15 protein-coding genes and 1 tRNA gene are annotated in these 22,396 nt (G+C 60.3%); 9 read left to right on the forward strand and 7 right to left on the reverse strand.

Annotated elements, in window-relative coordinates; all coding sequences use genetic code 11:
* Positions 1–255: 255 nt before the first annotated feature.
* The gene (locus tag VHX65_11225) at positions 256–1,824 is read right to left on the reverse strand and encodes a sialate O-acetylesterase (protein ID HEX3999113.1); all 1,569 of its coding nucleotides are present in this window, start codon (positions 1,822–1,824) and stop codon (positions 256–258) included.
* Between the two features lie 13 nt (positions 1,825–1,837).
* Here VHX65_11225 and VHX65_11230 point away from each other — a divergent pair, with 13 nt between their 5' ends.
* From VHX65_11230 to VHX65_11240, 3 genes are all read left to right on the forward strand, one after another.
* Positions 1,838–2,392: a hypothetical protein gene (locus tag VHX65_11230; GenBank protein HEX3999114.1), complete on the forward strand. Its 555-nt coding sequence runs from the start codon at positions 1,838–1,840 to the stop codon at positions 2,390–2,392.
* A gap of 65 nt (positions 2,393–2,457) precedes the next feature.
* Positions 2,458–4,473 (forward strand): sialate O-acetylesterase, encoded by a 2,016-nt coding sequence (locus tag VHX65_11235; protein ID HEX3999115.1) that lies wholly within the window; start codon positions 2,458–2,460, stop codon positions 4,471–4,473.
* Between the two features lie 135 nt (positions 4,474–4,608).
* Positions 4,609–6,024: a vitamin K epoxide reductase family protein gene (locus VHX65_11240; protein HEX3999116.1), complete on the forward strand. Its 1,416-nt coding sequence runs from the start codon at positions 4,609–4,611 to the stop codon at positions 6,022–6,024.
* A gap of 647 nt (positions 6,025–6,671) precedes the next feature.
* On the opposite strand, the gene VHX65_11245 is transcribed toward VHX65_11240, so the two are convergent.
* Both VHX65_11245 and VHX65_11250 read right to left on the reverse strand, forming a co-directional pair.
* Complete coding sequence (locus tag VHX65_11245) at positions 6,672–8,504, reverse strand: tetratricopeptide repeat protein (GenBank protein ID HEX3999117.1); 1,833 nt, start codon at positions 8,502–8,504, stop codon at positions 6,672–6,674.
* Complete coding sequence (locus VHX65_11250; GenBank protein ID HEX3999118.1) at positions 8,501–9,031, reverse strand: redoxin domain-containing protein; 531 nt, start codon at positions 9,029–9,031, stop codon at positions 8,501–8,503. Before VHX65_11250 ends, VHX65_11245 begins: the two co-directional genes overlap by 4 nt.
* A gap of 666 nt (positions 9,032–9,697) precedes the next feature.
* On the opposite strand from VHX65_11250, the gene VHX65_11255 reads away from it, so the two are divergent.
* From VHX65_11255 to VHX65_11265, 3 genes are all read left to right on the forward strand, one after another.
* Positions 9,698–11,101 carry a sialate O-acetylesterase gene (locus tag VHX65_11255; GenBank protein HEX3999119.1) on the forward strand — a complete coding sequence of 468 codons (1,404 nt, stop codon included), beginning with the start codon at positions 9,698–9,700 and terminating at the stop codon, positions 11,099–11,101.
* A gap of 680 nt (positions 11,102–11,781) precedes the next feature.
* Positions 11,782–12,669 (forward strand): ThuA domain-containing protein, encoded by an 888-nt coding sequence (locus tag VHX65_11260; protein HEX3999120.1) that lies wholly within the window; start codon positions 11,782–11,784, stop codon positions 12,667–12,669.
* Positions 12,670–12,858: 189 nt separating this feature from the next.
* Complete coding sequence (locus tag VHX65_11265) at positions 12,859–13,431, forward strand: HDIG domain-containing protein (GenBank protein ID HEX3999121.1); 573 nt, start codon at positions 12,859–12,861, stop codon at positions 13,429–13,431.
* 127 nt (positions 13,432–13,558) lie between these two features.
* Here the strand turns inward: VHX65_11265 and VHX65_11270 are convergent, their stop codons facing one another.
* From VHX65_11270 to rho, 3 genes are all read right to left on the reverse strand, one after another.
* Positions 13,559–15,133: a type VI secretion system contractile sheath large subunit gene (locus VHX65_11270; protein HEX3999122.1), complete on the reverse strand. Its 1,575-nt coding sequence runs from the start codon at positions 15,131–15,133 to the stop codon at positions 13,559–13,561.
* A gap of 225 nt (positions 15,134–15,358) precedes the next feature.
* The gene (locus tag VHX65_11275; protein ID HEX3999123.1) at positions 15,359–16,963 is read right to left on the reverse strand and encodes a prenyltransferase/squalene oxidase repeat-containing protein; all 1,605 of its coding nucleotides are present in this window, start codon (positions 16,961–16,963) and stop codon (positions 15,359–15,361) included.
* Between the two features lie 639 nt (positions 16,964–17,602).
* The gene (rho, locus tag VHX65_11280) at positions 17,603–18,955 is read right to left on the reverse strand and encodes a transcription termination factor Rho (protein ID HEX3999124.1); all 1,353 of its coding nucleotides are present in this window, start codon (positions 18,953–18,955) and stop codon (positions 17,603–17,605) included.
* Positions 18,956–19,217: 262 nt separating this feature from the next.
* Here rho and VHX65_11285 point away from each other — a divergent pair, with 262 nt between their 5' ends.
* The 3 genes from VHX65_11285 (at position 19,218) to VHX65_11295 (ending at position 21,318) form a co-directional block, all read left to right on the forward strand.
* The gene (locus VHX65_11285) at positions 19,218–19,409 is read left to right on the forward strand and encodes a hypothetical protein (protein ID HEX3999125.1); all 192 of its coding nucleotides are present in this window, start codon (positions 19,218–19,220) and stop codon (positions 19,407–19,409) included.
* 861 nt (positions 19,410–20,270) lie between these two features.
* On the forward strand, positions 20,271–21,155 hold the full coding sequence (locus tag VHX65_11290) for an HAD family hydrolase (GenBank protein HEX3999126.1): 885 nt from the start codon (positions 20,271–20,273) through the stop codon (positions 21,153–21,155).
* A gap of 90 nt (positions 21,156–21,245) precedes the next feature.
* Positions 21,246–21,318, forward strand: a tRNA-Lys gene (locus tag VHX65_11295).
* A gap of 386 nt (positions 21,319–21,704) precedes the next feature.
* Here the strand turns inward: VHX65_11295 and VHX65_11300 are convergent.
* A complete protein-coding gene (locus tag VHX65_11300; protein HEX3999127.1) occupies positions 21,705–22,376 on the reverse strand; it encodes a response regulator transcription factor in 672 nt (223 codons plus the stop codon).
* Positions 22,377–22,396: the final 20 nt, after the last annotated feature.

The following is a 22,396-nucleotide window of genomic DNA, read 5'->3' on the forward strand; positions in this document are numbered from 1 at the left end:
GCGGCGACGTCGACAACATTGCCCCCGCAACGAATCTCAAGATGGTTCTTACGTTGGTGATATTGCGGAGGGCGGCGGCATCGTATTCGACAGGCCCGAGGTGGTCGGCGGCACCAGCAGCGCCTACTTTGCCTGTCCCCGCAGCCTTTCGGTGGAACGCGGCTCGCTCATCAATGCGGCCATCCTAACGCTCGAAAGCAACGAAACGGCGGCCGCCGCGATCGACGGCGGATACTTTCTTGCCACGCTATTCGATTACCACTCGTCGGTGCGGAACGGCGAGGCGGGCAGGCCCTCGCGATTGTAAAGATTGCAGCCCTCGGGGTTCATCGTGTAGGCGTAGCGAACTGCCGCCGGCTTTGTAACCTCGGAGCTCGACACCACGACCGTGTTGCCGTCGATCTCGGCGTTGGCCCAATGCCACCGCTTATCTGCACCGGCGATGGAGAACCGCTTGAGCTTGCCGTCCTTGTCGTCGACGGTGGGGTTCCGTCCCACTTTCTTGCCGACCATGAGTCCGCTGCCGAGGGAATCGAAGTGGAGGCGAATCTTGCCGTCCTCGACGCTCATTCCCTTGTAAAGCGGCCCGCTGTAAACCAGATTCTTCTTGCCGTAGTCCTTGGCCAAGGCCCAAAGTGCCAGACGTTCGCCGACGTCGAACTTGTCTTTTGGATGAATATCGCCGGGGTTGTCGGCATCGGCGAGATCGATGGCGACGGCCATGCCGGAGTGGCCTATCGCGAGGCTCTTGAACTGGGCCATGCGTAGCCGGGCCCATCCATCGCCGCCGGCCGGGTCGTGGTTGGGCTGCGTGAAATTGGCCAGTTGCACGAAATAGAACGGAAAATCTCCTTGGCCCCATACCTTGCGCCAGCCACCCACGAGTGCCCGCATCTTGTGATAATATTCGTCCCCTTCCCCGCCATTCGACTCTCCCTGATACCAAAGCGCGCCCTTGATCGCAAACGGCGCGACGGGGTGGATCATGCCGTTGTAGAGGGTCGTGGGAAAGCCCGGGTCGGTCAGCGGATTGTTGGGTATTGGCGGAGAAGCCGGGATTTCGGCGCCGGGCGAGGCCAGCGCCTGGCGGGCTTCGCTAACCCACTTCTGGATCCCATCCAGGCTTCTTACGAGTTGTTCGCGATAGTCGTGTTTCCGCTGCTTCATTTCCGAAAGGACGCTTGCCAGCGACGGCTCCATCTGGAAGCCGGCAAGTGGAATCCACGGCTCGATCTGCGTGCCCCCCCAGTTGTCGTCGAGCAGACCAATCGGCACGCCGATGTCCTTCTGGATGCGGCGAGCAAAATAGAAGCCGACGGCCGTGAAGCCCGGCGCACTTCCCGGAGTGCAGACTTCCCAATGTCCGGGCACTTCGTCGCTCGGCTGGCCGACCGCACGGTGGTCAAACTTGATGCGCCGCAGGGTTGGATAATCGGCCGCGGCAACATCCTGCGGCGCGTTGGCGCCTCCCAGTCCGAACTCCATGTTTGACTGCCCCGAGCAGATCCACACATCGCCGACCAGCACGTTCTTGATCGTCAGCATGTTCTTGCCGCTGATGATCAAATCCTGCGGTTTCGCATCGGCTTCCATCGTCGGCAGTCGGGCCATCCACTTGCCTTCGCCATCCGCCTGGACGGAAACTTGCACATTGCCGATTTTCACGGTGACGGCCTCGCCCGGCGCGGCCATGCCCCAAACCGGGGCGGCAATTTCCCGTTGCAAAACCATGTTATCGCCAAACAGGTTCGACACCCGCACATCGGCGCGGGCCGCGCCGGCGCTTAGCAGAAGCACAATCAGACAGGCAAAGACCCATTTCATGGTAAACTCGTGGATGGTGTTGGTCGTAAAAATCGTGCCGAAAATCCGTGCCGCAATTCCGATCCGAAGACCCGCAGTTCGCCGGCCCGCAGTTTCAAACGCGGATGCGGTGGACTGCATTCGTGCGGGGGCATGCAAAATCCAATGGCACAATATGCTCTGCCAGCTAGCCGAAGACAAGCGTCCAATGGAAAGCACCGGCTTGGTCGAAGAAGCCAATGAGGAGTTTTCCGGCAATTTTGCGGGCACACCTTCCTGGCTTCATTTCTTATCACCGAGCCACCGAGAACTCGGAGAACACACAACCGAGTTAAATGCCGAAGTTTTTCACTGCCGACGTCAGGCGGTTTTGCTCATCCGTTCGGATGCTTTCCGCTGTTCTCGGTGTTCGCTCGCCGGTGAACCGTTCGCCGCGTTTGATAAAGCACGATATTTCGCAGACAATACAATAGTCACCGGCTGGAACCATCGTGCCGCACGCATCGGGCTCAGGTTGCCGGACGCAGGTCGGTTCAATCAGACTCGCCACGTCGTCCCAAATTGGCGCCGGCTACGCGACGCCATGTAGCCGAATGCGATTTCGAGTATTCTAGGTTGTCCGTCACCTCCCGTTCACAGCCGAGCCGTTGCACTGTGTCGAAGATTGAATTGAACTCGTGGCTGCGCCGGCTTTCCTTCGTTTGCTGCCTCATCGGCTGGCTTGCCATTTTGGCGCCGTGTCGGGCCGATGTTTCGCTGCCGCCGCTCTTTACCGAGCATGCGGTTCTGCAAAAGGCGCAACGGGTGCCTGTTTGGGGACGGGCCGCGCCCGGTGAAAAAGTCGTCGTCTCCTTGAGCACCGCACGGGCGGAAACAATCGCCGGCGCTGATCGCCAATGGCGCGTTGCGCTCGATCTTCGCAATGTCGGCCGCGGACCGTTCGTGCTCGTCGTGCAAGGCAATGACCGGCTCGCCATCGCGGATGTTGTGGTCGGTCAGGTCTGGATCTGTGGCGGACAATCGAACATGGCGTTGGAGGTGTCCAAAGCGATGAACGCCGAGACGGAAATTCCAGCTTCGGCCAATTCTTGGCTGCGGCAATACGACAATGGCAAATGGATCGTCGCCGATCCGAGCACCACGGGTGATTTCAAAGCCGTCGGTTACTACTTTGGCAAAGAATTGCAAAGGCAGCTAAACGTTCCCGTGGGATTGCCGATCGCATTGCAGCCGGCCACGGCCATCGAACTCTGGATCAGTCCTGAAGGAATGGATCGAGACAAGGATCTGAAGGCCGGCAAGGAGCGGGTCATGGAAATGAGCCGCGTCTTTGACAGTTACGGTCCGCGCTATTTGCAATGGCAGTCGCGATACGGGCGGCAGGACCATCCGACGGACAAGATCGATGCGTTTGCATCGCCGCGAGCCGACACGACCGATTGGAAGAAAATCAATCTGCCGGAGCTGTTCGTCCATGCGGGCTTGCCGGAGAGCGGCGCGGTTTGGGTCCGGCGGCAAGTGACGATTCCGGCGGAGTTGGTCGGCAAGGATCTGCTCTTGGAATTGGGTGCGATTCACGACTTTTCCACCGTCTATTGGGACGGCGTGAAAGTGGGCGAGTCGCGCGTTGGCGGGCCCCCGGATTCGCACCAATGCATCGTTCGCGGTCCGCAGGTTCGGCCGGGCAGCGCGACGCTCGCGGTCCGCGTTTTCAGCGCCGCGGGAAATGCCGGTATCGCTCCAGGGCCAACCGGTTTTCGCTCGGGCCCGATTTCGCTCGCCGGACCATGGCTGGCCAAGACTGAATTCGCTCTGCCGCCGCTAACCGAAACTGCGAAAGCTGCCATCCCATCGCGGCCCCCGCAGCCTTTTCCCTCCGGCATGTTCTTCGACTACGCGGTTCGCTCGAAGATTCCCTATGCCATCGCGGGAGTGGTGTGGTATCAGGGCGAATCGAACACCGAGCGCGCTTGGCAATATCGCACCAGCTTCCCGCTGATGATTCGAGACTGGCGCGAGCATTGGGGACAAGGAAATTTCCCCTTCTATTTCTGCCAGCTTCCCAACTTCATGCCGCACCGCAAAATGCCCGGCGAAAGCCAGTGGGCCGAACTGCGCGAAGCCCAGACCAAATCGCTGGCCCTGCCGAACACCGGCGAGGCCGTGTTGATCGACGTGGGCGAAGAGGCCGACATTCATCCACGGGATAAGCGCGTGGTCGGCGAACGCCTGGCGCGGCTCGCGCTCGCCAAGACCTATGGCAAACGTATGGTGGCGACCGCGCCGGCATTCGAATCGATGGCGATCGAGCGCGACAGGATTCGCATCCATTTCACCACCGCGGGTTCGCGCTTGGTGGCCCATGATGTGCCGGCGACTTATCAACCCTCCTCGTCGTCGCCTACGACCGTGCCGCTGGTACGCAACAGCCCAAAAGGCCAACTTGAAGGCTTTGCCATCTGTGGCAAAGACCGTCAATGGAAATGGGCCGAGGCCGAGATCGACGGCGCCGATGTCGTTGTCCGGTCGCCGCAGGTTCCTCGGCCGATCGCGGTCCGCTACGCTTGGGCCGACAATCCGATTTGCAATCTCTACAACGAGCAAGGCCTCCCGGCAGGTCCCTTTCGGACCGACAGTTTTCCGCTGACGACGGTCAATGCGCGATACTGATCCGCGGGGAGCGAGAATCGGGCGACGGGCCGCCGGATCATGCAACGGCGCGATCCGCTGGCTAAGATGATTGCTGGTGAATTTCCGGCAGACTCGAGAGCGGGGCTGCTTCCTTGATATCGTGGTATTGTTGCCGTGGATTCGACGCCGCGTTCGCCGACGGAGTTTTTGACGAACAATTCCGTTTCGCCCGCCCGCCGCCTGCTCGGAACGATCGGGATTCGTGTTGTTGCACGATTGATCGCTCTGGTGGCGATCGGAATCAGCGGCTATTTACTGTGGGCCTCGCTTGCGCGGTCAGGCCATGTCGCTGGATGTGGCGACGATAGTGGAGCGGGTTGCGGCAGCGTGCTGCTCAGCCGATGGTCGACTTGGTTCGGGTTGCCCGTCGGCCTGCCGGCGATCGTAACCTATGGATGCGTGTTCGGGCTGTTGCTCCGCATCGGGTCGGGTCGTCCCCAGCGAATTCGGCGCGGCGATTGGATGTGTTTGCTCCCGCTGGCCACGCTCATCGCCGGGGCAAGCCTTTGGTTCATGGGCCTGCAACTCTTCGCTCTGAAAAGCATGTGCCCTTATTGCATCGGGTTGCACGTCTGTGGGCTGGCATTGGCCGCGATTTTGTTCTGGAATTTGCCGATTGCTTGGCCGCCGGCGGACGTGTCCGGTCGCCGCGTGCCATCAAGTTTCAATAGCGGCATCGGCTTAATTCTGGTCGGCCTTGTCGGCATGGGCATTCTCATCGGCGGACAGATTGCCATCAGCCCGCCAGAGCGAGGATTTGAAGTCCACGCGACTCCAGCGGCGCCGGTCTCGAAATCGTTCGTCGCGGAGAGTTTTGAGAGCCGATGCACAGGCAATGCCGTTGCTTCGGCTGCGGCAACGAACCCGCCGCAGTCGCTTGATAAGCAGCCGTCTTCTACCGCACTGGCCGAGGCCGATCCGTGGGCAAGACCTGGTCCGCATCGGCGGCTCGCGCTCGTCGGGGGAAAGGTGGTGGTCGACGTCGACGAGGTGCCGACGATCGGCGACCCGCGAGCGGAATGGGTGATTGCCGAAATGTTCGACTACACCTGTCCCGAGTGCCGGAGTTTGCATCATCGAACGCACGAGGCGCTTGCCCGATACGGTGGCCGGCTGACGCTGGCATTGTTGCCGACGCCCATCAATGCGGATTGCAATAAGTATGTCGCCGTCACCAAAACGCCGCACGAACATGCCTGCGAGTACGCACGCTTGGCGCTCGCGGTTTGGAACGCGCGACCCTCTTCGTTCATGGCCTACCACAATTGGCTAATGGAACCGGTCGAGCCACCGGCGCTGGCGGTCGCTCGGTCTCGGGCAGCCGAATTGTTGGGGCAGAAATCGCTCGATGAGACGCTTGCCGGCGACCGAGTCGCACGGCAGCTTGCCGACGACACTCGGATCTATCACCTGCTGGACGCGGGAGCCGTTCCGAAATTACTGCTGCCGGGCCATGTGCTCGTTGGCTCTCCGGCGAGCACGGACAAGCTTTGCGAATCGCTTGAAGCGTATCACGGAGTAGCGCGGTAACGTCGCGCACAGGCTAGTGCTGCGTCACAGCAAAGATTTGGGATCGTGGTTCGGTTGTTGGGCGGCAAATCGTCGGGTGAATCGCTTTGGCCATCTCACAATTCCAGCGTCGACGCCACACTAGCCCGAAGCGTAAGCGAGGATGCGCTCCGTTGCGGGTCGGCCTCGCGAATGCATTAGTCCAATGTGCATGCGCCGTGCCGCCTGCAGTGAGACGATGCCGCCGTTGCGGCGCTCCCTCGCTAACGCTTCGGGTTAGTGTTGCGTGACCGCGACGATTTGGGATCGTGGGTCGGTAGTGAGGCGGCAAGCGTCGGGCGAATCGCTTTGACCATCCCAAAATCCAGCGTCGACGCAACACTAGCCCGAAGCGTAAGCGAGGATGCGCTCCGTTGCGGGCCGCCGTCACGAACGTATTGGTCCAATGTGCATTCGGCTGTGCCGCCTGCAGCGAGACGATGGCGCCGTTGCGGCGCTCCCTCGCTAACGCTTCGGGTTAGTGTTGCGCCAAAGTTTTGGGGTCGGTTGTTGGGCGGCAAATTGTCGGGCGAATCGCTTTAGCTATCCCAAATTCCTGCGTTGACGCCACACGAGTTTGTTTGTTTGATCGAGCCGAAGCACGATCGAGCCGGATGGTTTTGGGGAAATCAGTTGCCTGCCGCTGCTTCCACCTGTCGCAAATTGTCGACAGCGGGGCGGTAGTCGGGGGCGACCGCGACGGCCTGCTTAAAACAACGCAGTGCTTCGCCGCGATTGTCTTGCCGGAAGCGCACGATGCCCAAATTGTTGAGAACTACCGCGTCCCGCGGGTGTAGTTTCAACGAACGCTCGAGCAGCTCGGCCGCTTGGTCGAGATTCCCGTTTTGCATGTGCCAAAGGCCGAGCTCCGACACGGCCAAATAGTAGTTCGGATCGGCATGGATCGCTTTTTCGAATTCGAGCCGAGCGATCGCGGGCTTGCTGAGCGTCGCTTCGAAGCGACCCAAGTAGTAGTGGGCCTCGGCGTTGCCAGGATCGAGCTCGACGGCTCGCCGCAGAGATTCGATGCCCTCGTTCACATGGCCGGTGACCGCGAGATCTTTGCCTAATTCCACATGCGTCACGACATCGTCGGGATGAAGCGTGAGCGTGAATTGGTACGATTTGATCATTCCCAGGATGTCGTGCCGGCGAAAATCGACGAGGAATTCGTTGGCCGCAGCGGCGCTCTGCGGTAGCACATCCACATTGACTTGCGCCATCTCGTCGTCGGTGTGATAGCCAAATTGGACGCGGCGGGGAGGGTTGAATGGATTGCGAACGTTTTCCGCCGAGTTGTCGTAGCGGATGCGCATTGCCACGGTCGTTCCGCGCGGCAGCAAGACCGGGGGCGACAAGCGGTATGCATTCTGCCAGTTGAAATCCCAGCGAGGAATCCGCAGCAGCGTCTTTTTAGTTCCACCCGGAAAAATCGCCCACACGTCTACGGTCTTGCCCAACAAGTGGCAGTGCGGATACAACCCCAACAGTTGCACGTCTTGCGGAATCTGATAGGAATCCGCGGCTTCGAAATCTTGAGACCCGGCGGGAATGTCGATCGATTCCGAGTGGAGTAGAAAGTCGACGGGAAATTTGCTCGGCGGAGTGTCGGTGAAATAAAAGCCGATGCTGATTCGGACGGGCTCGGGCTTGCCGCTCGGAAGCATATGCGCTTCCACCACCAAGTCGGTTCCCGGCTCGATCCGCCATGCCATGGCAGGGTCGTCGGCAAATGGGATTTTGCCCGGCAGCCAGTTCACAAAATGCCCCGGCGGATTGCGTTCTTCCGGATAGGTCGTCATGCCGTCTATGGCGTTATCCGGATTCTTGGCCGCGAGGGCTCGGATCTTGCCCGTCGTGTCGATATGCACCACCGCATGATGGACGACCTTCGGATTGCTCGGGCGGATGTCCACCGCCCGGACGTAACGGGCCGACGCCAGCGGCACCGGAATCACGAATTTCCGCCAGACGTCCGTCCCCTCGGGCTGCAACATGTAGGCGTGCGGCATTTCCACGACCAGGTCGGGCTTGCCCCGCAGCGGTCCTTGGGGCGCCGGCGGCAAATCGACCGCATTCCCCTCCAAGGACCCCGCTGCCACCCAGTCGTGAATCTTCGCGATTTGCTGAGTGTTCAGGCTGCAATCGCCGGAGAACGTGTAATCGCCGCCGCGCGGAAGCCAGGGGGGCATGAAATGACTTTTCGTCACTTGCGCAATTTGTGGCCCGCGATTCCTCACTTCCGCATACGTGAGCAGCGGAAACGGCGCGGATCCATCGTTATTATGGCAAGCTGCGCAGTGGTTGAAGACAATCGGCGCAATGTCGCGATCGAACGTCGGCTGAGCGTCGGTGACACCGGTGGTTGTGCCGCGGCCGCAACCGGCTAGCGCTAGCACCTGCAAAACCACCAACAGGAAGCCTGAAGCCCGAACAGCGCTACGAACGAGAATTCGCATCATGGCGCGTCGGCAATCGTACACCCCACGGCCCGAGTGGTGACCAGCCCGTTCGACTTGTGGTCGATTGCGGTTTGAATGGCTTGCTCGAGGTCGTGCGTCGTCGCCTCGCGGCGCGCAACGCCAAAGTCGACAAACCGATCGTCGATCCGCCCGCGGTAGACCATTGACTGGCGATCGCCGAGGAACACGGCGGCCTCGGGCGTCGTGTGGATTCCGCAGCGGTGCACCAACGCATGGTGCGGATCGCGAACAGCCTCGAGCGGCAAATCGAATGCGGTCAAATTATCCCGAACCGCCTTGGCCGTATCGCCGGCATCAGGATAGACGAGCCGAAACACGACCCCCTGTCCGTGAAACTTCTCCCACAGCCGGCGATATTCCGGAGCGTAGCGATTCGAGATCGGGCAATCGCTGCGCGTGAAAATAAACACATAGGCCACGGCACGCTCGTTCGGCATCGGCTCCGCCGCGCGGCCGTCTAAATCCTCGATCGATCCCGCATCACCGGCCGATAGCGCGCCGACCATGCTGGACCCCAGCGAAGGGGGGCCGCTTTTCTGGCATCCGGCAAACAGTACCGCGCCGCCCACGACGCAAAGAGTCGGCCAACCCCGAAATGAAATTATTTCTCGCATAAAAAATTCCGCTGGCCAAAGCCAAGCGCCTCGCTACGCGTGGCCTCATCTTCGAGAAAAGAATCGGCTAGCCCCATTTTACCCCTAATGATCGGGCGCTTCAATCAACAACGAATTCGCGCGGTCGGCTTGCGACTCTCAAAAATGCTACGGGCCGGAGGCGGTTGATCGCGCCGTTGTCGGGACAACGAAAATTTTCGGTCGAACTGTCGGGTGGCCTGGACATTGCCGCGGAAGGCTTGGCCGTTGTCGGGCTTCCCGTGTTTAGGCCGCATATTGCCATTTGCATGTCGCACAGCGAGCGTTCGATGCGGCGGCGGACGCCGGATTGAAGTTGCCGGCTCGCGGGGGCCGCGGGCGTTCTCAACCGTTATCGGTTTGTCGCCATCGCATCGCCCATCGCCAGCGGCCAAGGGAAAGTCGCGGCATTTCAATACCGGCACTTGCAATCGCGCAATCCGCAATGCAAGATCGATTGCAGGATTTCTCGGGCGCCGTTATGCTTCGCTCGCCCGGTCCCTCGCTCGATTTCCGCCGCTTTTTTCCAAGGGTAGTCTGATGCTTCGCCGATCCGCTTTGCCCGTTTGCGCGCTAACGCTAGCACTGTTCGTTTGTTTAGATTCCGCTTCCGCCGAGGTCAGGCTGCCGGCCGTGATCGGAAGCAACATGGTTTTGCAGCGCGGCGTGAGCTTGCCGATCTGGGGCTGGGCGGAAAAGGGGGAGGCCGTGACGGTTTCCATCGCTGGGCAAACCGTGTCCGCCAAGGCCGGCGACGACGGCCGTTGGGAAGTGACGCTCGCCAAGCTCGACGCCACTGCCGAGGGCAAATCGCTGGAAATGACCATCAAGGGGAGTTCCGGCGATGAGATCACGCTGGAGGATGTGCTGGTCGGCGAAGTCTGGATCTGCTCCGGCCAGTCGAATATGGAGATGGGCGTCGGGGCGGCCAAGAACGGCAAAGCGGAAATCGCCGCCGCAAATTATCCGGGAATCCGGCTCTTTTGGGTTCCAAAGGAACGAGCCCGGCAGCCTGCCTCGGACGTCGCCGCATCGTGGGATGTTTGCAGCCCGAAAACATTGGGGGCCGGCGCATGGGGCGGGTTTTCCGCCGCGAGCTATTTCTTCGGCCGCGATTTGCACAAGGATTTGCGGGTGCCCGTGGGCTTGATCTTCGCCGCGTGGAGCGGAACTCCGGCCGAGGAATGGACCAGCCGGAAGGCACTGTCGGCGGAGCCGACTCTCAAGGGCATGGTCGGCGAGTATGAAGTGTCGTCGCTCTACAACGGCATGATCGCTCCGCTGATTCCCTTCGCCATCCGCGGCGCGATTTGGTACCAGGGGGAAGCGAACGTCGGCCGCGGCACGCAATATCAAGTGTTGCTGCCCACGTTGATACGCAACTGGCGGACCGATTGGGGCCAGGGGGATTTTCCGTTCGGCATGGTGCAGATCGCCCCCTTCTTTTATGGCGGCGACGGAACCGCCGAAGCCGAACTGTGGGAAGCCCAATTGAAGACCGTCCAAACCGTTCCCAACACGGGCATCGCGCTGACGATGGACATCGGCGATTTGGACGAAATCCATCCCAAAGACAAACAAGACGTTGGCCGGCGGTTGGCGTTGTGGGCGCTGGCGAAGGTTTACAATCGGCCGTTCGTTTATTCCGGACCGATCTACAAATCGATGGCGATCGAAGGAGAGAAGATTCGCATCTCGTTCGATCACGTCGGCGGCGGCCTGATCTCACGCGACGGCAAGCCGCTCACCGAGTTCATGATCGCCGGCGCGGATAAAAAGTTTCTGCCGGCCACTGCCGAGATCGACGGCCCGAGCGTGATCGTCATTAGCGACGCGGTGACCAATCCAGCGGCCGTCCGGTTTGCCTTTCGTGGCATCGCGCAGTCGAACCTCGCCAACAAAGAAGGCCTCCCAGCCGCGCCCTTCCGCACGGATACCAAATGAGATCGGATTAATCGCGCTGGCTTTTTTCGTCGAACTCTTCCCATCCACCGGGTGCGATGATTCCGGGAAGAATTGTGTCGAGGAATGCGGCCCGGTTCGAACGGCGAAGCTCTTCGATCTCTTTGGTCAGTCGGCAGCAATATAGGCTCTGGCGCCGCCACCGAAATAAACTCGGTCGGCGCTACAGAAGATCTGCGACGGATATTCTTTGCCGTCCCATTGCGTCTTGAACACCCAGCCGTCGACGTCGCCAATATGCTTCGGGCCGACGTATTCCAGTTTCGCCGAACCGAGACCCTATTTGGTCACGTCGGGATGTTCATGCACAGCGGCCGACAATGGCGGTTGTTTCGCACTCCGCAAAACAAGCACTGCCCGATACGGACCAATCTAATGAGCCGAGGTTAGCCGAGTCCGAACGACGGATGAAATCGCGGCTGCAATTCGATTTTGCAACGGTGAGCGTCGCGTGGCGGCGGTGCTAACTCGGGCGACCCGCGCTGAGCATGAAACGTGATTTTTGGCATCGGCGGTCCAAACCTCCGCGAGAGGAACGATCGGCGAGACTCGCGATTTTGCGATAGTTGCATTCGCCGCGGCCCGCTGGTTAAATAGAGTGGTCGATATCCCGCCCTGCATTCTTTATCCCACCTTCCTTCCCGCCTTTTGAGGAGCAACCGATGTTTCGCCGTTTCCGATTGTTTTCCTTGTGTGTGGCCGGCGCCGCTTGTGTTGCGCTCGTCGGTTTAAGCCAAATGGCTTCGGCCGATGAAAGTTCGGCAACGAAGACCGCCCCGCATGCCTATCGAATCCTGATGGTCACTCAGAGCGCCGGCTATCGGCATAGCTCCGTGACCCGACATGACGACAAGCTCTCGGTCGCCGAACGAACCGTGACCGATCTGGGCATATCGAGCAATCTGTTCCGCGTCGATTGCACGCAAGACGCCGCCAAGGAGATGACGCCGAAAAAACTGGCCAACTACGACATCGTCTTCTTCTATACCACCGGTGACCTTAAGATTCCCAAAGAAAACCTGGACTATTTCCTCAACGACTGGCTCAAGCAACGCGGCCACGGGTTCATAGGCACCCACTCGGCCAGCGACACGTATCACAACTACCGCCCGTATCTCGAAATGCTCGGCGGCGAATTCCAAGAGCACCCCTGGGGGAACGGTTCGAAGGTGTGGATCAAGGTGCATGACAAGAATTTCCCCGCCATGAAGCCGTGGGGCGATGAATTCGAAATTGCCGACGAAATCTATCACTTCAAGAATTTCGAGGCCGATAAAGTTCATGTGCTCATGAGCATGGACATGGCCAAGACCTCGAAGAAGAAACCCTATCACGAGCCGATCGCCTGGTGCCGCGACTGGGGCAAGGGCAAGGTGTTCTACATCAGCCTGGGCCACGACGAAAAAGTTTGGGCCAATCCGAAGTATCAAGAATGCCTGCTTGGCGCGATCAAATGGGAACTCAACCTCGAACCAGGCGACGCCACGCCGAACCCCGAACTTTCTAAGGCCGAGGACGAAAAGGCCAAAGCCGCCGCCGAGAAGAAATAGTTCGCCGGAGCGTGAGCTTGCAGCAAAGTTCCACGGACGCAATTACCGGCGGCTAGCGCTTCGCCGCTCACGAGGGCCATCCTCGTTTGAGCGGCAATGCCGCTATCCGCCGGTGACACCCCAATCACGCCGGGTAAGGGCCGTGCGGCGGAACCGGCGATCGCTTATTTTTGCCCCTCACGATGCGATATGAATCGCGACGAAGCTTGGAACCTCGTCTGCCAATTCACCACCAGCGACAGCCTGCGCAAGCACATGCTGGCCGTCGAAGCGGCCATGCGGGCCTACGCTCGCAAGTTCGGCGAAGACGAGGAGCTTTGGGGCGTCGTCGGCTTGTTGCACGATTTCGACTACGAGCGCTGGCCCAATCCTCCGGACCATCCGCTGCGCGGCGCGGAAATTCTCGCCTCGCTCGGCTATCCGCCGGAAGTAATCTACGCCATCAAGTCGCACGCCGACTATCTCACCGATTGCCCGAGAATTTCGCGCCTCGACAAGGCCTTGTATGCGTGCGATGAATTGGCGGGATTCTGCACTGCCGCCGCCAGGGTGCGGCCGGAAGGAATCCGCGGCATGCAGGCATCGAGCGTGCGCAAGAAGATGAAAGCGAAGGGATTCGCCGCCGCAGTCAATCGCGACGACATGACCCGCGGCGCCGCCGATTTGGGCGTCGATTTCGACGAACACATCCAGTTCGTCATCGACGCAATGGCGGAAGTCGCCGACCCGCTTGGGCTATCCGGGGCCCCAGCCCCGCGCTAACGGGGACCGAAAAGTGGGGCGCGGTTTCGCTAATCTTGACACGACGAGCGCAGAAACAGATTGATGAAGCATTTCGGCGCACTGTGCCGCGGTCCGGCCGCGGCACGATTGAGGCCTCGCATCGCGATTATTGCCAGCGACCAGCCAGCCCCGCGGGCGGATCAGCCAGCGATTGCAACCGAGCCAGCCGCACCGAGCCACGATCGGCGAACGACAGCAGTGGCATGATGCCGAATTCGAGAATCCGTTCCGCGGCCCGGTCGCCCAGCAGCGCTTCGGCACACGGCTTCACCACCGGCTGGCCATCGTCGTCGTAAACATGAAGGGGCAAGTCATTGATATCGCGGCCCAAATTCTGGTTCAAATTCCAGCCGTTTTCGCCGAACGCTTGCGCCACTAGGCAAGCGGCGACGAACGCGCCGTTGCCCCACAAAAAGCCATCGTGCTGCGGCGTCGGCAATTCGATGAATTCAAGTTCTTCCGTCTCGCTCGCTCCCGGGCCATACGGATGCCGGAGCAGAAACCGCGGCGACACGAGCGCAAGCGCCGTCGCTGCCGGCAGGCTGCGAAGTTGCCGCCACATTTGGGCACCCGTCGCGTCCGGCTCGTGCCAATCGTCGGGATCGGGCCGCTCGGCGGGGGCGGGGCATCCGAATACGGCAGGCGAAGCTCCCGCGACGAACGGCGAACTGGCAGATGCTGCGATCTGCGCGATCCGGCCCAGCATTTCGACGTCATCGCGAGTCGCGGCAAATTCATAATTGCCAACCACCATCGCCCACGGCGATGAACCGGCCGGCAGATCGGCCAAAAGCTTATAGAGCTGCGACGATCGCAGCCCAGCGACGGCATCCAAATCTGTGGCAAGCGTTTCCTTTGGCAAATCGACGACGAATAGCTTGAGATTCGCATCGGTCTCCACGCGGCGCGTCAAAAAATCGATCGACCGCCAAGCCGATTCGATCGCCTGAAATTCAGGCTGGTGTAGGATCGCACGCAGGCGATCGGCCGCCAACGCATTCACCAGATCCACGAGCGGTTGCTTATCGGGATTGTCGGCCGCGATGCGATACGGCCCAGCCACTTTTTCCAACAGCAAATCGAACACGCTCGATTGCCGCGAAGCTTCATGTTCGTTGGGCGAGGCCTCCGAATGTTCGAGCAACTGGTCCAACAGATTCTCGCCGGAAATCGATGGCGGTGCAGCGGCGGCGGGAGATTGATTGGCTTCCGCGGCCTGTTCGGACCCCGGTTTGGCTTTAGATTCGACCGCGTGTGCCTCGGCCCACCCGCGCACTTCGGCGGCCGCGTCGGCGAATGTGGTTTGGCTTTCCAATCGGTCGCGAATGTCGCGGAGCTTGTCGAAGAGCGGCAACTCGCGGTACAAGCGGTCCGGATGAAAATCGTCGAGTTCCATGAATTCGATTTCGACCGGTGAGCCATCGGGATCGATACCCTCGAGCCGTGCCATCGGATGAAATTTCGCGAGCACTTCGTCGATCGTATCGCGGTCGACCATGATTGGCCGTGGCGAAGCGGCTTGCGTGCCGCGCCGTTGCCCCGCGCCGTGGAAATTGCCGACGATCAGAATCCGCATCGGCGATTCGGAAACTTCTTCGGCCGCCGCTCGTTCAGCGGTGAGTTCTTCAGCTCCGGCAGTCTTTCCGACGAACACCGATCCGAACGAAAGATGCTGCGCCATGCGTCCGCTCCAGCAAAGGCCAACGTGTCGAGTGTGAATCGACTCGATCGTATCGCATGGCAGGGAGAGCGTCTATCGACCTCCGCGGCGGATAGTGGTACGGTTCGCCGTGGGTCAGCCTTTCTCGGCTGACGAAACCGCGAGGAATGCCAGGCTGGAAAGCCTGACCTACGTGCAAAAGTATCACTACCCGGCGGCGCGTCGAATGTCGCCGCGGGACGAGACCTATTTCAACGCGTCGAGGTGGTCGGTGCGGTAGAGGGGCATGTAGCGGTAGTAGACTTCGAGCGTGAGCGTGGCGAAGCTGGTCGTCATGATGCGGCCCCCATGGGCGCTCCAGGCGTCGCGGTTTGGTTTGTCGGGATCCCAGCTTCCCGCCGAGCAACCCGCACGGCTTTGACTCTCGACCAGAATCTTCCGCATCTTGCGGTTCCAAACGTCCCAGTCGTGGTCGTCCATGTTGTGCATCACTTGGCTGGCGTAGTACCAATAATAGATGTTCGGCGAACCGCCATCCGGCAGATTGGCCATCAGATAGCGCACGCCGCCGACGATCACTGGATCGGTTTTGCCGGCGTTTAAATATTGGCTGCACAACAGTCCGACGGCCGACATCGTAGGCGATGGCGCGCCATCGGGCTGATAAGCAAATTCGCCGCTCGCCGCTCCGCTGCTCGCGCTGGCCGCCGCACCACCGACGCCCACCGCTTTCAACCATTTCCTCGCGCCGTCAAATGCCGCCGGATTGACCGAGAGCCCGGCCATCTGAGCGCTCTTCAGGGCCATCAACTGCCAGCCGAGAACGGATGTGTCGCCGTCGTCGCCGGGATGATAACGCCAGCCGCCCGTCTTCGTGTTTTGTGCGGCGAGGATGAAATTGACCGCTTTTTGGGCCGAGCGCCCGACGTTCTTGTCGTGGCTCATGCCGTAGCATTCGCAAAGCGCGATCGTCGCCAGGCCGTGAGAATACATCCACGATTGCTTGCCGCTGGCATCGGCCGAGAGATCGCCGTCGGCCTTTTGATGATTCACAAGCCAATAGATTCCGGCGGTGATTGTTTGTTTGAACGGGCCATTGGTGAGATGCGTTTGGCCGGCGGCAAGATAGGGCAGAATACCCATTGCCGTGGCGGCTGAGAGCGATTCTTGGTCGGCAGCGCCCGTGCAAGTGCGATCTTTGCACATCTTCGCATATGCTTGCAAGCTCCAACCGCCGTCTCGCGATTGATGGCGAGCGAACCAATAGAGAGCGGCGACGACGGCTCTGTCGCAACTGGGGGTGTTTCCGTCAATATTAATCTTTGAACGGTCGCGCCAAGCACCGAATCCGCCAGTTGGACCGATCGGGCCGACCGGCTTTCCACCGAGTCCCGCGCCGGACGGAAGAAAACCGGTGCCCCCTCCGACGAAACCGGTGTCCGTCTTCAACGGATCGCCTGGTGGTTGCTCGCCGGGCGTGTTGCCGGGCGTCGATGTCAAATCGTTTGCCATCGCTTCGGGGAAGATCATTGCGATCGTTGTCAGCCCTTTCTCGTCGATATCAGGCAGCCCGGGATCGACAATCGGCGGATCGACCGGCGCATCGGAGGCATCTACCACCGCTTCCGGCGGATTAAACCCGACATCGCCGGTGTCGGCCTTCGGGACAATCATTCGGCCCAGGAGCAGCAGCATCGCCAGGGCCGCCATGTGGGCCGTGCAACTGACGGCCCACCACGGCGCTTGAGTGCGCACAAAATCGCGAAAATGGCTGATGAACGAACGCTGCTCGAATTCGGCGTCCTCCGATTCTTCAACGCCGGTGCGGTTAGCCCGATCTTTGCTTGCCATGATGGTTCTCCGGAAAATAATCTTCGAAGCTTTGAACGCTTTCGTCGCCGTCAGCTCGCTACGAAGCGGCGGTCGGCGTAGCCCACGGCGTCGTCGCGGACGCGTCTCACCAAGCCCAACTACTGCGGTGCCGCCGTCGGCGCGCAGAGCGATCGCAAAAATCAAAATGGAGTAACTGCAACGCGATCCGGCGCTCGGACCGCCGATTCGCCAAATTTCCGCTGCCCGCGGATAAATACCCGGGCGCGCTCGATCGCAGATGCAGAATTGCAGCCGGCGACGACCGATTGGCCAAAATGTCCGGCCGCAGCCTCGACGCGACCGGACACCCTAAGATTCGTGGGCCGCCGCTTATTTATTCCCGCTGCCGCGGCGATGCCGCAAGGATGCCACTGCTGGCCTTGGCCAGTAGCGATGCGCAGCGTGCCACCGGCAAGCGAAATCTACGAGTGCCAAGCCACGCTGTGGGCAGACGGCACACGGAGCGTGCCCGTTACCTTATGCCGCTTGTGTGCCACTGGCTTTGCCAGCGAGAAATCGGCTTCGTGCGAAGACCAAAGGCGCATAGCGTACGCCCGAATCGAGGACGAGGCGTATCCATTCTTTCAGTTCGCTCTTCGCGGGAGGCAAAGCCGATCGCTAATCCATCGAGCGCGAGCCGCTGATCAACTTGATGAATTCCGTGTTCGACTTGAACTTGGCAAGCTGGCGGGTCAACTGCTCCATCGCGTCGACGTGGTGCATGGTCGAAAGCGTGCGGCGAAGCATGTTCACGGCATGCAGCGTATCCGGATCGAGCAGCTTCTCTTCGCGGCGCGTGCCGGATTGCGAAATGTCGATCGCCGGCCAAACGCGGCGGTCGGCAAGCTTGCGGTCCAAGACCAGCTCCATGTTGCCGGTGCCTTTGAACTCCTGAAAGATCAGTTCGTCCATGCGGCTGCCGGTGTCGATCAGCGCGGTGGCCACAATCGTCAGCGAGCCCCCTTCTTCGAACAATCGGGCGGTGGCAAACAACTTTTTCGGAACATCAAGGGCCTTGATATCCACGCCGCCCGACATCGTCCGGCCTGTGTTGCCGACCCACTTGTTGAAGGCCCGGGCCATTCGTGTGATCGAATCCATGAGCAGAAACACGTCTTTGCCCATCTCGGCCATGCGCTTGCAACGCTCGACGACGAGTTGCGACAGACGCACGTGGCTCTCGACATCGCGATCGAGGCTGCTGGCGATGACATCGCCTTTCACCGAGCGGCGCATGTCGGTCACTTCTTCGGGCCGTTCGTCGACCAGCAGCATGACCAGATTGATATCCGGATAGTTGGCCGAGATGGCCTGGCTGACCTGCTGCAAGAGAATCGTCTTGCCGGTTCGCGGCGGAGCGACGATCAGGGCTCGCTGGCCCTTGCCGAGCGGAGTGAGCAAATCCATGACTCGCGTGGTGAGCGGTTGCTGGCCGGTTTCCAGTTTGAGCCACGTTTCCGGGTTGATGGGCGTGAGTTGGTCGAACGTTTTGACGTTCGGGTAATCCTCGGGCTTCATCCCATCGACGTCGTGAATCTCTTTCAACCGCGGGCCTTGCTGGCGGCGGCCGGGCTGAACCATGCCGTTGAGCCGCACGCCTTCACGGAGCCGGAATTTTTCGATCATCGTGCCTGGCACGAATGGATCGGAGCGTTCGCGGGTGAGGTTGTTGTCTGGGTTGCGGAGGAAACCGTAGCCGTTGGGGTGCAGTTCGAGAACTCCGCCACCCGCCACGAGCTCGACCGGTTCGCCGTTGTCGGGAGCGCCGTCTTGTTCGGAGAAGGGGAGCGGCGCGAGAGAGTTTTCTCCGTCGAAACGGCGATTGCGGGATCGCATCCCGCCGCCGTTCATCCGGCCGCCGCCGTGCCCTCCGCCGTGCCCGCCGCTGTGCCCTCCGCCACCCCCGGGTCCATGTGCCGAACCACCACCTGGACCACGCCCACGACCGCGGCCCTTTTTCCGCTTGCCCATATAACTCACCTGAGAAGACCTCCAAAAAAGAACAACCGACCGTTCCATGCGAACAGTCGCCACCCACAAAGAACCGGCCAAAACCGAACCTCGCCGAAATCAACGGCCAGATTCGATCGAAGATCAAATCGCTAGGATCGCTTCGACCGGCAGCCGCGCGACGGCGGCCTGGACCAAAGACGACCTGCGAATTCGTCGCATGCAAGATCACCCGCTTGCAAGGTCAACACGAAACCATTCTGGCGGCAAGCAGATCAAGCCTATGAAACTTCGCTCGCGCGCGATGCGCACAACAATCATTGCCATCCCCACGTCGCCGACGAGCTTTTTCCTTGAACCGTTTTCTGCGGCGATCTTCGTCTTGGGGATGACGCTAACTTCTTATCGCTTCGCGGCCAGTTTGAACGCCGTTTCAGAGCAACGGACTCTGCCGCGCTGCGAAGCCGCAAGATAAAATCATGGAGCCGCCGGAAACCGACGGAATTCTATATCGGTGGTCCGATGCCGGCGCTCTGATCCTACCGGGCCGTGTATCCTGCCGGGGCTATAAAATCATGCCGAGGGCTAATTGGTGCCGTGCCGATGGCTAGTCATCGCGCCTGTTGCGCGGAAGGAAAAACATCGTGTAAGCGCTGCGGTGTCAGCGTGGCAAAGATTCGCCAGAGCGTGCGCTTCGGAAAAACCTTTCAACCGATCGAGACAACGGCGTTGCCAACCCCGCAAATGCCGTGCGTGCTCCGCGAACTAAATCCTGAAATCCTGCTTTGTTACACCAATTCTCGGAGAACTGATGCGGTCCCCTGCCAGACTTGGCCTGTCACAAGAACGGGCCTTGCCAAAACCAGAGAGCAGGAATCGGATCAAGAAGCGTCTGAAGCCCTCGACGAGGCTCGTTTCAATTGAGCCCCGCGTGCCGAAGGATGGCCGCAGGATTCCACCGCAGCCAAACTGTGCTGCCAAGGCAGCCGCCTTGCCGTACGGAGATCATTGTTTTCGCAATGTCCCCACAAACAAGTCGTTAAACTACACGAATCATAATCATCCCTCGGCCTGTGTCAAGCGGTTCCTACGGGCTGGAAGCGAAAATCTTCGGATATTCGCTCCCCCATCGCCGACAATACCGAGTTTGACGGACGCAGCGGCCGCGAACCGACCGTTGCCAATCAGGCCGCATGGCCGCCGCGATGCCCGTAGAACCCGGATGGTCCCCAAGGCGAGCGCTCGATGGCTCCTCGGCGACGCCCTTCCCGAATCGGCGGCCTTCGCTCAAGATGGTGTTGCCGGGTCACGAGCAACGCATGACGGAATCTCCTGGATGAAGAACGAACACTCCCGCGAACGGTGCTGGGCCAATGTCGAATTCGCGGCGCCGCTGCCGCCCCGGCCCGAGATCAGCCATGTGCTCTTCGATTTCGACGGCACGCTCTCCTTGGTGCGCGAAGGCTGGCCCGACATCATGCTCGGGCTGTTTCTCGATTGTCTCCCACGTTCGCCGGGCGAAACCGGCGCCGAGCTTCGACCGGCCCTTGTCGAAGACATTATGCGGCTCACCGGCAAGCCGACCATCGATCAGATGATTCTGTTGGCCGAAAAAATTCGCCAGCGCGGCGGCACCCCCCACGATCCCGAGTGGTATAAGGAGCGATTCCTCGAGCGATTGGAGCGGCACACTGGCGCCCGCCGGGCCGGCTTGCAGAGCCGTGAGCTGGCCGCCGAGTCGCTGCTCGTGCACCAGGTGCGGCCGCTTTTGGAACACTTGCGCGGGCTCGGATTGCGGCTGTATCTGGCGAGCGGCACCGACGATGTGGCCGTCAAGCATGAAGCCGATCTGTTGGACCTAACCCGCTACTTCGGCCCGCACATCTATGGAGCGCACGCCGATGCGGCGAAATTCTCCAAGCCACTGGTTATCTCGCGCATGCTTCGCGACGACCGCATCCCCGGCACACAACTGCTCGGCTTCGGCGACGGCTTCGCGGAAATCGAAGCCGTCAAAGCCGTTGGTGGGATCGCCGTTGCGGTCGCCAGCGACGAGGCGAACAACGGTTCCGGCCAAGTCGATCCACGAAAAAGGGCCCGTCTTCTGCAAGTCGGGGCCGATATCATCATTCCCGACTATCGAGAAGCGATCGGGCTGGTCGATTATCTATTGGGCAAAATGAACAATTCCACTTTCCCCAACGAAGCGCGAAATTTCTAGGGCACCATGGCGACGCTGGCAACGCCGTGTGTGCCTTGATCGGTGCGATTGAATGGACTAAACTGCCCTGCTGCGGTGAATGCCCGCAACGCCTCCTTAGCTCAATTGGCAGAGCATCTGACTCTTAATCAGAGGGTTGAAGGTTCAAGTCCTTCAGGGGGCAATTCTGATCTGCCTTTCAGGTGAGGGGTTGTGACTTCCGCGGGTTCTGGCACGCCGGAGCCTTCGGGGGCAGTCGCGTGCCGCGCCGGTGGCCATCACCGACCAAATGCGTTCCAGCCATCGTTGGCCCGTTTCGCTGCGCGAGCTTGGAGTCACCTGGGTCGAAGAATTTCGAGCCATTCGTCCAAGCCGCCGTCAACGATCAGCTCAAACCGCCCCGACCTCCCCCGCCAAACGGCAGCAAAACGTAGATGGGCGCGCAGCCACGGCAATCGCATCTCGATCCGGTTTCAATATCGCGCTAGCCAAAGCGACGAACGATCCGCGCGTGATTGGCGAGGCACCAGCCGCCGGCGTTTTGACGAAGCTTTGATCGCAGTTCGACCGTTAGCGATTTTCCAACACCCATTGCAAGGCGTGGCGGGTCAGCTCGGCGCCGTTTTTCAGGCCCAGCTTGGCTTTGATCTTTTCGCGGTGCGAATCGATCGTGTGGGGGCTCAAATGTAACTGCTTGGCGATGCTGCTCGTGGTCTGCGCCTGCCCGATCAGTTGATACACTTGCAGTTCGCGGTCGGTGAGCTTTTCCACCGGCGATAGGGGAGTTGGCTCGCGCCCGGTCACTGCCATCCCCAACAATTGATCCGTCATCTGCGGGCTGAGATAGCGACGCCCCTCGAGCACGGTTCGGATCGCTCCCACCACATTTTCGCGGCATTCCTGTTTGCTGATATATCCAAGGGCTCCGGCCCGCAACGCCCGTTCAGCGTAGAACGATTCTTCGTAGGCCGAGATCACGAGCATCTTCGCCTCGGGATTCAAGGTCTTGATTTGCTTGATTAATTCCAAGCCGTGTCCTTTTTTGAGCGAAATATCGACCAGCGCCAAATCGGGTTCACAGGCTTTGAATTGAAGCAAACCATCTTCGACGTCTTCGGCCTCGCCGCAAACTTCGAGGTCGGGCTGCGAGGAAATGCGGGTCGTCAGCCCTTCGCGCACCAGCGGATGATCATCGACGATCAGGATTCTTACGCGTTTGGGCGGATCGAGCATTTTGTTCATCGGAAGTCTCCCTCGCGGCG

The organism is Pirellulales bacterium, assembly GCA_036267355.1.
In the GTDB taxonomy this organism is placed as follows: Bacteria; Planctomycetota; Planctomycetia; order Pirellulales; family DATAWG01; genus DATAWG01.